The sequence below is a fragment of the Streptomyces sp. WAC 04229 genome, from assembly GCF_003947455.1.
Lineage (GTDB): Bacteria > Actinomycetota > Actinomycetes > Streptomycetales > Streptomycetaceae > Streptomyces.
Map to the genome: position 1 here is coordinate 1 of NZ_QHJH01000209.1, position 12,490 is coordinate 12,490.

The window sequence follows — 12,490 nt, forward strand, 5'->3', positions numbered from 1 at the left end:
CGCCCGGCGCTCCCACGGACTCCTCGTCCAGCTCTACTCCCTCCTCTCCCGCCGCTCCTGGGGCATGGGCGACCTCGGTGACCTGCGTGAACTGGCCGACTGGGCGGGACGCGCCCTCGGTGCCGGGTTCGTCCAGGTCAACCCGCTGCACGCGGCCGTGCCCGGCGCCCCCTCCGATCCCTCCCCGTACCGGCCCTCCTCGCGCCGCTTCCCGGACCCCGTCCACCTGCGGATCGAGGACGTGCCCGAGTACGCCTACGTCGCCGACCCCGAGCGGGCCCGGAAGCTCGGGGAACGGGCGGCGCGGCTGCGCGGTGCCGTCCTGGACGACGACGCCCTGATCGACCGGGACGCCGTGTGGGAGCTGAAGCGCGACGCCCTCGACCTGCTCCACGAGGTCCCCCTCGGACCAGGCCGCCGCGCCGCCTACTGCGACTACCTCGCCGCCCAGGGCACCGCGCTGGAGGACCACGCCACCTGGTGCGCGCTCGCCGAGATCCACGGCCCCGACTGGCACCTCTGGCCCGAGGGCCTGCGTGACCCCCGCTCGGCCGCCACAGAACGCGCCCGCACCGAGCTGATGGACCGCGTCGACTTCCACTCCCGGCTCACCTGGCTCACCGACACCCAGCTCACCGCCGCCCAGCACACCGCCCGCGAGGCCGGGATGCCGGTCGGGATCGTCCACGACCTCGCCGTCGGCGTGCACCCGCGCGGCGCCGACTCCTGGGCGCAGCAGGAGTACTTCGCCCGCGGCATGTCGGTGGGCGCCCCGCCCGACGCCTTCAACGCCCTCGGCCAGGACTGGGGCCTGCCGCCCTGGCGCCCCGACCGCCTCGCCGACTCCGGGTACGCGCCCTTCCGGGACCTGCTGCGCGGCCTGTTCCGCTACGCCGGCGCGCTGCGCGTCGACCACGTCATGGGCCTGTTCCGGCTCTGGTGGGTCCCCGAGGGCCACCCGCCCACCCAGGGCACCTACGTCCACTACGACGCCGAGGCCATGCTCGCCGTCCTCGTCCTGGAGGCCACCCGGGCCGGTGCCGTCGTCATCGGCGAGGACCTGGGCACCGTCGAACCCGGCGTGCGCGAGGCGCTGCGCGAGCGCGGGGTGCTCGGCACCTCGGTGCTGTGGTTCGAGCGCGACTGGGCCGGCGACGGCCGTCCGCTGCCGCCCGACCGGTGGCGCGCCGACTGCCTGGCCACCGCCACCACCCACGACCTGCCGTCCACCGCCGCCCGCCTCACCGGCGAGCACGTCGAACTCCGCGACCGCCTCGGCCTGCTCACCCGCCGGCTGGAGGTGGAGCGCGCGGAGGCCGCCGCGGACACCGCGGAGTGGCTGGAAGTCCTCGCCCGGCTCGGGCTGCTGGACGGCACCGGCGGCGACACCGGAACCCCCGCGGAGGAGGCGGAGATCCAGGGCGTGCACCGCTTCCTGCTGCGCACCCCGGCCCGCATGGTCGGCATCTGGCTCCCGGACGCCGTCGGTGACCGCCGCCCGCAGAACCTCCCCGGCACCTGGGACCAGTACCCGAACTGGCGGCTGCCCGTCGCCGACGCCGGGGGCCGCCCGGTGACCCTGGAGGACCTGGCCGCCTCACCCCGCCTGCACGCCCTGATCGACGTCGTACGGGAACGCGACGTGGGCCGGGAGGGCTGAACCGGGCGCCCGCGGGCCCCGTACGGGTACCCCGGGCGCGCGGTCCCTCCGGCCGTTCGCTAACTTGGCACCGTGGACAAGAAGAACGCCCTGCGCGCCGGCGCCCTGGCAGCCGGTACGACGCTGATGATGCTGCTCATGTCGTCCCCCGCGCTCGCGCTGACCCGCGACGACGGCGACGACCCCGGCACCGGCCTGAGCGTCATCGAGACGCTGGGCTACTACGTCCTGGCCCCGCTCGCGCTGTTCGCGGTCATCGCCGGTCTGGTCATGGCCCTGGACAGGTCCAAGCCGGAGCACCGGGTGATCACCCCCGGCACCAAGGGCAAGGCCAAGACCAAGGCCAAGGTCGCCGCGAAGGCCTGACCTCTCCGCAACGGCTTCACCGAGGGCGCCGCCCCGCACACATGTGACGGGGCGGCGCCCTCGGGCGTTCTCACGAGCCGGGGTCGCGTGTCGCGGGGACTCGGCTCTCAGGGACTGGGAGCGGTCAGATAGCGCTGGAGTGTGGGCGCCAGCCACGCCAGGACCTCCTCGCGGTGCAGCGCCACGGCCGGCGGGAACCGCAGGATGTAGCGCGTGAGTGCCAGACCGAGCACCTGCGTCGCGACGAGCGCGGCCCGCGCGGGCGCCTGCTCGGGGTCCGGGCACACCCGTAGGGCGACCGGCAGCACCTGGTCGCGGAAGATGCCCTGCATGCGTTCGGCCCCGGCCTGGTTGGTGGTCCCGGCCCGGAGCAGCGCCGTGAGCACCTCGTTCTCCTCCCACCGGGAGAGGAAGTGCGTCATCAGGGCCCGTCCGACCTCCTCGCGCGGCAGCGCGGACAGGTCGGGCAGCGCGAGATCGATGGCCACGGCGGCCGCGAACAGGCCCTCCTTGTTGCCGTAGTACCGCATCACCATCGACGGATCGATGCGCGCGTCCCGGGCGATGGCGCGGATGGTGGCCCGCTCGTAGCCGTCGGCGGCGAAGCGCTCGCGGGCCGCGTCCAGGATCGCGGCGCGAGTGGAGTCGGAGCGGCGGGCGGGCGATCCGTGGTCGTCGTTCTCGTCGGACATGTCCACGAGCGTAGGCCAACAAGCGTGGGCCAACAAGTGTTGACGCCGATCCGCAAGCCGCTCTACCGTGACAACGAGCGTTGGCAAACAACCGTTGGCAAACGAACGTTGGCATTGCCTAGGAGGCCCACATGAACGGCACCCCGCACGCGACACCCCGCACCCCCGTGATCGTCGTCGGATCGGGCCCCACCGGCCTGCTCCTCGCCGGTGACCTCGCCGCCGCCGGCATCCCCGTCACCCTCGTCGAGAAGCGCCCGCACCGGATCAGCAACCTCTCCCGCGCCTTCGTCCTGCACGCCCGCACGCTGGAGCAGTTCGACGCCCGCGCCCTGGCGGACGAACTGGAGGCGATGGGCCGGCCCTTGGCCGACCTCCGCGTCTTCGGCCGCCTCTCCATCGACCTCGCCACCCTCCCCTCCCGCTTCCAGCACCTCCTCGTCCTCCCGCAGTACGAGGTCGAGAAGGTGCTGGAGCGGCGGGCGGTGGAGGCGGGGGTGGAGTTCCGGTACGAGACCGGGGTGACCGGTCTGCACCAGGACCCGGCCGGGGACACCGTGACCGTCGAGGTCCGCGGTCCGGACGGCGAGCCCGGGACGCTGCGGGCCTCGTACGTCGTCGGCGCCGACGGGATGCGCAGTACCGTGCGGGAGGCGATCGGCCTGCCGTTCCCGGGGCGTTCGGTCATCCGATCCGCCGTTCTCGCCGACGTACGGCTCGCCGAGGAGCCGGAGACGCTGCTGACCGTCAACGCCAACGGAGACGCCCTGGCCTTCCTGGCACCGCTGGGTGACGGGTACCACCGCGTGATCGGCTGGCAGCGGGGCCGCGACGTCCCCGACACCGAGCCGGTCGGGTTCGACGAGGTCAAGGAGATCACCCGCCTCGCCCTCGGCCGGGACTTCGGGATGCACGACGCCCGCTGGATGTCCCGCTTCCACAGCGACGAACGCCAGGCGCCCGCATACCGGGTGGGCCGCGTGTTCCTCGCGGGCGACGCGGCGCACGTGCACACGCCGGCCGGTGGGCAGGGCCTGAACACCGGTCTGCAGGACGCGGCGAACCTGAGCTGGAAGCTGGCGGCCGTGCTGCACGGGAACGCCCGGCCCGAGCTGCTGGACACCTACCAGAGCGAGCGGCACCCCGTCGGCAGGTCCGTGCTGCGCAGCAGTGGCGGCATCGTGCGCCTCGCCATGGCCAGGCGCCCCTGGACACTGGCCTTCCGGGCCGCGGTGACCACCCTCCTCGGTCATGTGGGCCCGGCCCGTCGCCGCATCACCGGCCGGATCACGGGCATCGGCTACCGCTACCCCGCCCCTCGCGGCGCCCACCGGCTGACCGGCACCCGCGTCGCGGACCTCCCCCTCGCGGGCGGGGGCCGGCTCTACGAGGCGCTGCGCGGCGGACGGTTCGTGCTGATCACCCCGGCGTCGGCCCGGGGTGCGGAGGCGGGCCTGGACGGGGAGGGCCGCAAGGAGCGGCTGTCCGTGGAGTGCTGGGCGAGCGGGCGCCGTACGACGGTGCTGGTGCGTCCCGACGGCTACGTGGCCTGGGCGGCGGACGACGCCGGCGCGGCGGAGACCGGGTCGGCCGTCGCCGCGCACGTGGGCTGAGGGGTTCCGCCCGGTCCCCGGTCTACTCCTCGGTGCCGGCGAGCAGGACCCGCAGCAGGCCGGCCACCTCGGCGGCCTGTCGCGCGTCCAGGGCGGACAGGGCCTCGGTCTGGGCGGCGAGACCCGCGCCGACCGCCTCGTCGATCAGCTCCAGGCCCCGGTCGGTGAGCGTGACCTGGAGTCCCCGGCGGTCGTGCGGGTCGGGGGAGCGGCGCAGCAGCCCCGCGCGTTCGAGCTTGTCCAGGCGGCCGGTCATGCCGCCGGTGGTGAGCATCAGTGTGGCCGAGAGCTGCCGGGGCGAGAGGGTGTAGGGCTCGCCGGAGCGGCGCAGGGTGGCCAGGGCGTCGAACTCCCCGCGGGAGATCCCGAAACGGGCGTACGCCTTCTCCATCCGGTCGCCCATCGCGCGGGCCAGCCGGAAGACGCGGCCGAACACCTCCATGGCGGCCGTGTCCAGGTCGGGACGGACCAGTGCCCACTGGTCGACGATCGCGTCGACGGGGTCCTTGCGCGGCTCGCGGGAGGGCTCGGGGGGTGTCCCGGGGTGTTCGGTCATGGCACGAGTATCGGGAGGATTCCGCTCGACCGCAAGAAAGTAGCTTGACGGAAACTTGCTTAGAAGTAAGCTACCTCCATGCTGTCCGCCGGTCGCACCACCCTCATAGCGCTCACCGCCCTCGCCCCCGTTTCCTGGGGCACCACCTACGCCGTGACCACCGAGTTCCTCCCGCCGGACCGGCCCCTGTTCACCGGTCTGGCGCGCGCCCTGCCCGCCGGTCTGCTGCTGCTCGCGCTCACCCGGGTGCTGCCGCGCGGCGCCTGGTGGTGGAAGGCGGCGGTGCTGGGCGCGCTGAACATCGGCGCCTTCTTCCCGCTGCTGTTCCTCTCCGCCTACCGGCTGCCGGGCGGCATGGCGGCCGTCGTCGGGTCGGTCGGCCCGCTCTTCGTCGTCGGCCTCTCGGCCCTGCTGCTCGGGCAGCGGCCCACCACCCGTGCGGTGCTCACCGGCGTCGTCGCCGCGTTCGGTGTCAGCCTGGTCGTGCTGAAGGCGGCCGGCGGGCTGGACGCGCTCGGCGCGCTGGCCGCCCTGGCCTCCGCCGGGTCCATGTCCACCGGCACCGTGCTCACCAAGCGCTGGGGCCGCCCCGAAGGCGTCGGCCCGCTCGCGCTCACCGCCTGGCAGCTGACCGCGGGCGGGCTGCTCATCGCGCCGGTCGCCCTCCTGGCCGAGGGCGCTCCGCCCGCCCTGGACGGCGCGGCGGTCGGCGGCTACCTCCACCTGGCGCTGGCCAACACAGCGGTGGCGTACTGGCTCTGGTTCCGCGGCATCGGCCGGCTCTCCGCCACCCAGGTCACCTTCCTCGGCCCGCTCTCGCCGCTCACCGCCGCGGTCGTCGGCTGGGCGGCGCTGGGCGAGACGCTGACGCCGGTGCAACTGGCCGGCATGGCGCTGGCGTTCGCGGCGACGGTCGCGGGGCAGCGGGCGCCACGCGCGAGGACGGGTACGGAGGCCGTACCGTTCAGTTCTCCTTCAAGGAATGGTCGAAAAGATTCGATGGACCTGACGGGTCAGGGCCTGCGACGGTAGCTCCACCACGACCGCCGACAGTGAAAGGACCTCCGTGGCCGTAGCCGACCGCCGGACCGTCACCCCCGCGCCCACCTCCGCGCCCACCGCTGCCGACGCCCTCGCCGCGTCCGCCGCGCCCGTCCGCCCCGTCGCGCTCGGGATCGGGCTCGCGGTGCTCGCCACCGTCGTCTGGTCCGGCAGCTTCGTCGCCTCCCGTGCCCTCGGGGACAGCGTCCCGCCCGTGCAGCACGCGTTCTGGCGCTGGGTGCTGGCGCTCGCGGTCGTGGCCCCCTTCGGCGCCCGGCGGGCATGGCGGCAGCGCGCGCTCGTCCGGCGCCACCTCGGCTTCGTACTCCTCGCCTCCCTGCTCGGCGTGGCCGTCTACAACACCCTCGTCAACCAGGCCGGTATCACCACGCCCGCCGCCAACATGGGCATGATCATGGCGGCGTCCCCGGTGCTGATGGCGGTCTACGAACGGGCGGGCGGCGTACGGCTCGGCGCCCGCCGGGGGGCGGGGCTGCTCGTCGCCTGCGCGGGGGTGCTGCTGCTGGTCGGAGGCGGGGCGGGCTTCTCGGCGGGCGACCTGTGGATGATCGCCGCGGCCTGCTGCTTCGGGTCGTACAGCGCGCTGCTGCGCCGCAGGCCCGCCGGTCTGGACGGGGTCGGGTTCCTGTTCACCACGTTCCTCCTCGGCACCCTCATGCTGCTTCCCGCGCAGGGCGTCAGCCTCGCCGCGCAGGGCGGCTTCAGCCCGGAGCCGGGCACCGTCCTCGCCCTCCTCTACGTCGGTGTCGCCTCCTCGGCGGTGGCCTTCTTCGCCTGGAACAAGGCGATCTCCCTGATCGGCCCGTCCCGTGCCGGCGTCGTCTACTACCTCCAGCCGGTGTGCGTCGCCCTGCTGTCCTGGGCGCTGCTGGCCGAACCGACCGGCTGGGCGCAGGCGGGCTGCATGGCGCTGATCCTCGGCGGCGTCGTCCTCGGCGCGGGGGCGCGTCGCTGACCGGGGCCGGCCGCGGATAGGTTGCCGCCATGGCCGACTGGGACATCCGCAAGCTGCAGATCCTGCGGACGCTGCGGGAACGGGGCACGGTGACCGCGACGGCCGAGGCGCTGAACATGACGCCGTCCGCCGTGTCCCAGCAGCTGACGAACCTCGCCCGGCAGCTCGGCGTGGAACTGCTCAGGGCCCAGGGGCGCCGGGTCCGGCTGACGGACGCGGCCCGCCTCGTACTGCGGCACACGGAGGCGGTCTTCGAGCAACTGGAACGGGCGGAGGCCGAGTTGTCGGCGTACGTCCGGGGAGAGGCCGGCGAGGTACGGGTCGGCGCCTTCTCCACCGCCGTGCCGGCCCTCGTCGTACCGGCCGTCACCACGCTGCGGGCGAGCCACCCCGCCGTGACGGTGCGGGTGCGGGAGGCCGAGGCACAGGAGGCGTACGAGCTGCTGGGGGCCGGCGAGGTGGACCTCGCCCTGTCGCTGGCGGCCCAGGCGCCGAGCGCCGCCGACCCGCGCTTCACCCGCGTCCCGTTGCTCGCCGACCCGCTGGACGTGGCCCTGCCCGCCGACCACCCGCTGGCCCGCGCGGAGGGCCTGCGCCTGTCCGACCTCGCCGCCGAGCCGTGGATCTTCGGCGGCAGCGGACCCTGGTCCGCCATCACCCACGCGGCCTGCGAGACGGCCGGCTTCCGCCCGCACCAGGCCCACACGGCGGCCGGCTGGACGGCGATCCTCGCGATGGTCGAGGCGGGCATGGGCGTGGCCCTGGTGCCCCGCATGGCGGCCGTGCCGCGCGACGGCGTGACGATGCGCGAACTGCGCACCGACCGCCCCGTCCGCCACGTCGTCGCGGCCGTGCGCAGGGGAGCGTCGGAGGCTCCCGCCGTCGCGACGGTACTCAGGGCTCTCCACGGGGCGGCGGCCTCCCGCCCCTGAGCCCAGCCGCGCCGGGGGCCCCGCGGCGCGGCTCGCGCGCCACCGGGCGTGGTGGGCGAACGCGAAGGCTCGGGCGGGCCCGGCGACGGGTGGGCCGCACGTCGGCCGGCCCACCCGGGCACACGGCAGGGGCGCCCGGCCCGACGCGCGGACCGGACGCCCCTGCGGCGTGAAGACCTACTCCGTGGCCGCCGCCGCGTCGGCCGCCTGGGCCAGCAGGGCGCGTTCGATGCCCGAGCGGGACTCCGAGACCAGGCGGCGCAGGGCCGCGTTCGGCTGGGCGGAGGCCAGCCACGCGTCCGTGCGGTCCAGGGTCTCCTGCGACACCTGCACCGCCGGGTACAGGCCGACCGCGATCTGCTGGGCCATCTCGTGCGACCGGGACTCCCAGACGCCCTTCAGCGCCTCGAAGTACCGCTCCGTGTACGACGCCAGCAGCTCGCGCTGGTCGGTCTGGACGAAGCCGGCGATCACCGCCTCCTGGACGGCGTTCGGCAGCTTGTCGGACTCCACGACCGACTCCCAGGCCTCCGCCTTGGCCTGCTCGGTGGGCCGGGCGGCACGCGCGGTCGCGGCGTGCCGCTCACCGGCGGCCGTCTTGTCCCGCTCGTACTCCGAGGCGATCTCCGAGCCGCCGAACCGGCCCACGGCCGCCAGCCGCTGAACGAACGCCCAGCGCAGCTCCGTGTCGACGGCCAGGCCCTCGATCGTCTGCGTGCCGTCGAGGAGCGCGTCCAGCAGATCGAGCTGCTCCGGCGTCCGCGCCGTCGCCGCGAACGCGCGCGCCCACGCCAGCTGGTGGTCGCTGCCCGCCTCGGCGGCCCGCAGGTGGGCCAGCGTGGCCTCGGTCCAGCGGGTGAGCAGCGCCTCGCGGGCGGTCGGGGCGGCGTACTGGTCGATGGCCAGCTTCACCTGGCGGTGCAGCGACTGCACGACACCGATGTCGGACTCCTTGCCGATGCCGGACAGGACCAGGGAGAGGTAGTCCCGGGTGGCCAGCTCCGCGTCCCGGGTCATGTCCCAGGCCGACGCCCAGCACAGCGCGCGCGGCAGCGACTCGGTGAAGTCGCCCAGGTGCTCGGTGACGACGGCCAGGGACTGCTCGTCCAGGCGGACCTTCGCGTACGACAGGTCGTCGTCGTTCAGGAGCAGCACCGCCGGGCGGGCCTTGCCCACCAGCTGCGGTACGTCCGTCAGCTCGCCGTCCACGTCCAGCTCCACGCGCTCGCCGCGCACCAGCTTGCCGTCGGCGTCGAGGTCGTAGGCGCCGACCGCGATGCGGTGCGGGCGCAGCGTGGGCTCGCCCTTGGCACCGGCGGGCAGGGCCGGAGCCTCCTGCCGGATCGCGAAGGAGGTGATCACGCCCTCGCCGTCCGTCTCGATCTCCGGGCGCAGCACGTTGATGCCGGCCGTCTCCAGCCACGCCTTCGACCAGGTCTTCAGGTCGCGTCCGGAGGGCTCCTCCAGCGCGCCCAGCAGGTCGGACAGGCGCGTGTTGCCGAACGCGTGCCGCTTGAAGTACGCCTGCACGCCCCGGAAGAACGCGTCCTCACCGACGTACGCGACGAGCTGCTTGAGCACGCTCGCGCCCTTGGCGTACGTGATGCCGTCGAAGTTGACGAGCACGTCGTCCAGGTCGCTGATGTCCGCCATGATCGGGTGCGTGGACGGCAGCTGGTCCTGCCGGTACGCCCAGGTCTTCATCTGGTTGGCGAACGTCGTCCACGAGTGCGGCCACTTGGAGCCGGGCGCGTCGGCCTGGCAGGCGGCCTCGGCGTAGGTGGCGAACGACTCGTTCAGCCACAGGTCGTTCCACCACTCCATGGTGACCAGGTCGCCGAACCACATGTGCGCCAGCTCGTGCAGGATCGTCGCCGCCCGCACCTCGTACGCGGCGTCCGTCACCTTCGAACGGAACACGTACTGGTCCCGGATGGTCACCGCGCCCGCGTTCTCCATCGCGCCCGCGTTGAACTCCGGCACGAAGAGCTGGTCGTACTTCTTGAAGGGGTACGGGTAGTCGAACTTCTCCTGGAACCACTCGAAGCCCTGCCGGGTCACCTCGAAGATGGCGTCCGAGTCGAGGTGCTCGGCCAGCGAGGGACGGCAGTAGATGCCGAGCGGCACCGACTGGCCGTCCTTCTCGTACACGCTGTGCACCGAGTGGTACGGGCCGACGATCAGGGCCGTGATGTACGACGAGATGCGCGGGGTCGGCTCGAAGACCCAGACGCTGTCCTTCGGCTCGGGCGTCGGCGAGTTGGAGATGACCGTCCAGCCCTCGGGCGCCTTCACGGTGAACTGGAACGTCGCCTTGAGGTCGGGCTGCTCGAAGCTCGCGAAGACCCGGCGCGCGTCCGGCACCTCGAACTGGGTGTACAGGTACGCCTGGTCGTCCACCGGGTCGACGAAGCGGTGCAGGCCCTCGCCGGTGTTGGTGTACGCGCAGTCGGCGGCCACGCGCAGGATGTTGCGCCCCGGCAGCAGGCCCGGCAGGGCGATGCGGGAGTCCTGGAACACCTCGTCGGCGTCGAGGGCGTCGCCGTTCAGCGTCACCTCGTGGACCGTCGGCGCGACCAGGTCGATGAAGGACTCGCCGCCGCCCTCCGCGACGTCGAAGCGCACCGTGGTCACGGACCGGTAGGTGCCGCCCTCCTGCGCGCCGGTGAGGTCGAGATCGATCTCGTACGAGTCAACGCTCAGCAGCGTCGCCCGCTGCCGCGCCTCTTCGCGAGTCAGGTTTGTGCCAGGCACGCGGTCATCTCCTCGTTATGTGTCGGTTGCGCCATCCTTCCACGCGGCCCGCACGGAACGCGATGTCCATTTCCCGCCGGTGGGCGGGGCCGGGCGGGCGCGAACCTGGGAGCCATGGAGCACTACACCGCACACCCGGTCCCCCCTGCCACCCTGAAGGAACTGCGCGCCACCGACGACGCCGGCCGCGCCCCCGCCCCGCTCACCGACACCGAGGGCGGTGCCCCCCTGCGCTGCTGCCTGCGCCGCAGCGTGCCGGGGGAGAGGATCGCCCTCGTCTCCTACGCCCCGCTGCGCCGCTGGGCGGCTCGCACCGGCGCCGACCCGGGCGCGTACGACGAGCAGGGGCCGGTCTTCGTCCACGCCGAGGAGTGCGCGGGGCCCGACGGGGACGGCCTGGCCTTCACCAACGCCCACCGCACGGTGCGCCGCTACTCGGCCGAGGGGCACATCCTGGGCGGGCGGCTGGCCGGCGGGGCCGACGAGTTCGCCCCCGCCCTCCGGGAAGCGTTCGACGACCCGGCCGTGGCGTTCGTCCACGTCCGGGCCGTCGAGTACGGCTGCTTCCTCTACGAGGTGAGGCGGGGCTAGCCCCAGCCCCGGTCTCGGGCCCCTAGCCCTTCAGCTCCGCCGCCACCAGCTCCGCGATCTGCACCGCGTTCAGGGCCGCGCCCTTGCGCAGGTTGTCGTTGGAGACGAACAGGGCGAGGCCGTTCTCCACGGTCTCGTCCTGACGGATGCGGCCCACGTACGACGGGTCCTGCCCCGCCGCCTGCAGCGGGGTCGGCACCTCGCTGAGGGCGACGCCGGGGGCGCCGGCCAGCAGCTCCTTGGCGCGGGCCACGCTGAGCGGGCGGGCGAAACGGGCGTTGATCTGCAGGGAGTGGCCGCTGAAGACGGGCACCCGCACGCAGGTGCCGGAGACCTTCAGCTCCGGGATCTCCAGGATCTTGCGGGACTCGTTGCGGAGCTTCTGCTCCTCGTCCGTCTCGTGCAGGCCGTCGTCGACGATGGAGCCGGCCAGCGGCAGCACGTTGTACGCGATCGGCGCCACGTACTTGTCGGGCTTCGGGAACTCCACCGCGGAGCCGTCGTGCGTGAGCTTGGGGGCGTCCGCGCCGACCTTCTGGACCTGCTCGAACAGCTCGTCCACACCGGCCAGGCCGGAGCCGGAGACCGCCTGGTAGGTGGCGACGACGAGGGCTTCGAGGCCCGCCTCCGCGTGCAGCGGACGCAGCACCGGCATCGCGGCCATCGTGGTGCAGTTCGGGTTGGCGATGATGCCCTTGGGGCGGTCCGCGATCGCGTGCGGGTTCACCTCGGAGACCACCAGCGGGACCTCGGGGTCGCGTCGCCAGGCGGAGGAGTTGTCGATCACGACGGGGCCCTGCGAGGCGACCTTCTCGGCCAGCGCCTTGGAGGTGGCGCCGCCCGCGGAGAAGAGCACGATGTCCAGGCCGGAGTAGTCGGCGGTGGTCGCGTCCTCGACCGTCACGCCGTCCAGCTCCTTGCCGGCGCTGCGCGCGGAGGCGAACAGGCGCAGCTCGGTGACCGGGAAGTCGCGCTCCGTGAGGATCCTGCGCATGACCGTGCCCACCTGGCCGGTGGCTCCGACGATTCCGATCCTCACGGTGACTCCTTCTCCGTTCGTACGCGTGTCTTCACGCGCGCTGTGCTCGGCCGAGACTTTTCCATCATGGGGCGAAGCCCGGCCCGCCTGTCCAATCCTTTGCCCCGGGTGCCCGCTCCCTGGGACGCGGTGGCTCGGTCCGCCCCTGCCCATCCCGTCCCACCCCACACGACGATGTGACGTACGCCTCGCGCCGCCGGCCGGCCGGACGGGCGAACGTTTCGGGCGGCCGCGGCGTCATAGGGGAGACGCGGGGGACAGGTCCCAGGG

At 73.7% G+C, this 12,490-nt stretch carries 11 protein-coding genes; 7 read left to right on the forward strand and 4 right to left on the reverse strand.

Features of this window, described 5'->3' with window-relative positions:
- On the forward strand, positions 1-1,660 hold a 1,660-nt coding region (gene malQ, locus DMH12_RS32905), incomplete at its 5' end, for a 4-alpha-glucanotransferase (protein ID WP_125495033.1).
- 72 nt (positions 1,661-1,732) lie between these two features.
- Positions 1,733-2,026 (forward strand): hypothetical protein, encoded by a 294-nt coding sequence (locus tag DMH12_RS32910; RefSeq protein ID WP_125495034.1) that lies wholly within the window; start codon positions 1,733-1,735, stop codon positions 2,024-2,026.
- A 107-nt stretch (positions 2,027-2,133) separates the two neighbouring features.
- On the opposite strand, the gene DMH12_RS32915 is transcribed toward DMH12_RS32910, so the two are convergent.
- A complete protein-coding gene (locus DMH12_RS32915; protein ID WP_125495035.1) occupies positions 2,134-2,718 on the reverse strand; it encodes a TetR family transcriptional regulator in 585 nt (194 codons plus the stop codon).
- 131 nt (positions 2,719-2,849) lie between these two features.
- Here DMH12_RS32915 and DMH12_RS32920 point away from each other — a divergent pair, with 131 nt between their 5' ends.
- Entirely contained in the window at positions 2,850-4,331 is a 1,482-nt protein-coding gene (locus DMH12_RS32920) for an FAD-dependent monooxygenase (protein ID WP_125495036.1), read from the forward strand.
- Between the two features lie 22 nt (positions 4,332-4,353).
- Here the strand turns inward: DMH12_RS32920 and DMH12_RS32925 are convergent, their stop codons facing one another.
- Positions 4,354-4,887, reverse strand: coding sequence for a MarR family winged helix-turn-helix transcriptional regulator (locus DMH12_RS32925; protein ID WP_125495037.1), 534 nt, complete (start codon positions 4,885-4,887; stop codon positions 4,354-4,356).
- Between the two features lie 78 nt (positions 4,888-4,965).
- On the opposite strand from DMH12_RS32925, the gene DMH12_RS32930 reads away from it, so the two are divergent.
- From DMH12_RS32930 to DMH12_RS32940, 3 genes are read left to right on the forward strand one after another with little or no spacing between them, the layout of a single operon-like run.
- Positions 4,966-5,919, forward strand: coding sequence for an EamA family transporter (locus DMH12_RS32930; protein ID WP_185832693.1), 954 nt, complete (start codon positions 4,966-4,968; stop codon positions 5,917-5,919).
- Between the two features lie 34 nt (positions 5,920-5,953).
- Positions 5,954-6,904 carry a DMT family transporter gene (locus DMH12_RS32935; protein WP_399189673.1) on the forward strand — a complete coding sequence of 317 codons (951 nt, stop codon included), beginning with the start codon at positions 5,954-5,956 and terminating at the stop codon, positions 6,902-6,904.
- A 29-nt stretch (positions 6,905-6,933) separates the two neighbouring features.
- Positions 6,934-7,836, forward strand: coding sequence for a LysR family transcriptional regulator (locus tag DMH12_RS32940; RefSeq protein WP_125495038.1), 903 nt, complete (start codon positions 6,934-6,936; stop codon positions 7,834-7,836).
- A gap of 177 nt (positions 7,837-8,013) precedes the next feature.
- Here the strand turns inward: DMH12_RS32940 and pepN are convergent, their stop codons facing one another.
- A complete protein-coding gene (gene pepN / locus DMH12_RS32945) occupies positions 8,014-10,590 on the reverse strand; it encodes an aminopeptidase N (RefSeq protein WP_125495039.1) in 2,577 nt (858 codons plus the stop codon).
- 114 nt (positions 10,591-10,704) lie between these two features.
- Between pepN and DMH12_RS32950 the strand changes: the two genes are divergently transcribed.
- Positions 10,705-11,181, forward strand: a complete 477-nt coding sequence (locus DMH12_RS32950; protein ID WP_125495040.1) for a DUF1203 domain-containing protein — start codon at positions 10,705-10,707, stop codon at positions 11,179-11,181.
- Between the two features lie 22 nt (positions 11,182-11,203).
- Here DMH12_RS32950 and DMH12_RS32955 read toward each other — a convergent pair whose 3' ends face one another.
- The gene (locus tag DMH12_RS32955) at positions 11,204-12,220 is read right to left on the reverse strand and encodes an aspartate-semialdehyde dehydrogenase (protein WP_125495041.1); all 1,017 of its coding nucleotides are present in this window, start codon (positions 12,218-12,220) and stop codon (positions 11,204-11,206) included.
- Positions 12,221-12,490: the final 270 nt, after the last annotated feature.

Coding starts and splice junctions, on each gene's coding strand:
- DMH12_RS32925 (WP_125495037.1), bottom strand. CDS start 4,887: ATGACCGAACACCCCGGGACACCCCCCGAGCCCTCCCGCGAGCCGCGC.
- DMH12_RS32950 (WP_125495040.1), top strand. CDS start 10,705: ATGGAGCACTACACCGCACACCCGGTCCCCCCTGCCACCCTGAAGGAA.
- DMH12_RS32930 (WP_185832693.1), top strand. CDS start 4,966: ATGCTGTCCGCCGGTCGCACCACCCTCATAGCGCTCACCGCCCTCGCC.
- DMH12_RS32940 (WP_125495038.1), top strand. CDS start 6,934: ATGGCCGACTGGGACATCCGCAAGCTGCAGATCCTGCGGACGCTGCGG.
- DMH12_RS32915 (WP_125495035.1), bottom strand. CDS start 2,718: ATGTCCGACGAGAACGACGACCACGGATCGCCCGCCCGCCGCTCCGAC.
- DMH12_RS32920 (WP_125495036.1), top strand. CDS start 2,850: ATGAACGGCACCCCGCACGCGACACCCCGCACCCCCGTGATCGTCGTC.